Below are 580 nucleotides of genomic sequence, written 5' to 3'. Positions count from 1 at the left end.
TGGTCCATGAACTGCGACAGCTGCGAGGTGCCGAAGAACTCCTTGATCGACGCCACGACCGGGCGGATGTTGATCAGGGTCTGCGGCGTGATCGCCTCGACGTCCTGCGTGGTCATGCGCTCGCGCACGACCCGCTCCATGCGGGCCAGGCCCAGCCGGACCTGGTTCTGGATCAGCTCGCCGACGCTGCGCAGACGGCGGTTGCCGAAGTGGTCGATGTCGTCGGTCTCGACGACCACCGAGTTGTCCGGGCCCATCGTCTCCTCGCCGGCGTGCAGCCGGACGATGTACTCGATGGTGGACACGATGTCCTCGTCGGTCAGCGTGCCCTGGGTGATGTCGGCCTGGACGCCCAGCTTCTTGTTGATCTTGTAGCGGCCGACCTTGGCCAGGTCGTAACGCTTCGGGTTGAAGTACAGGTTCTCCAGCAACGCCTGCGCCGACTCCTTGGTCGGCGGCTCACCCGGACGCAGCTTGCGGTAGATGTCCAGCAGCGCGTCGTCCTGGCCGGAGGTGTGGTCCTTCTCCAGGGTCGCCCGCATCGACTCGTACTGGCCGAAACGCTCCAGAATCTGGTCGC

The 580-nt window shown here is 65.3% G+C and carries 1 pseudogene; it reads right to left on the bottom strand.

Annotated features, from left to right (window positions below):
- A pseudogene (locus AAH991_RS40205) lies at nucleotides 1–580 on the bottom strand (DNA-directed RNA polymerase subunit beta); the annotation flags it as partial.

Source organism: Microbispora sp. ZYX-F-249, assembly GCF_039649665.1.
In the GTDB taxonomy this organism is placed as follows: domain Bacteria; phylum Actinomycetota; class Actinomycetes; order Streptosporangiales; family Streptosporangiaceae; genus Microbispora; species Microbispora maris.
The sequence above is the reverse complement of the archived record's forward strand: the minus strand, read 5'-3'. Positions and strand labels throughout refer to the sequence as shown.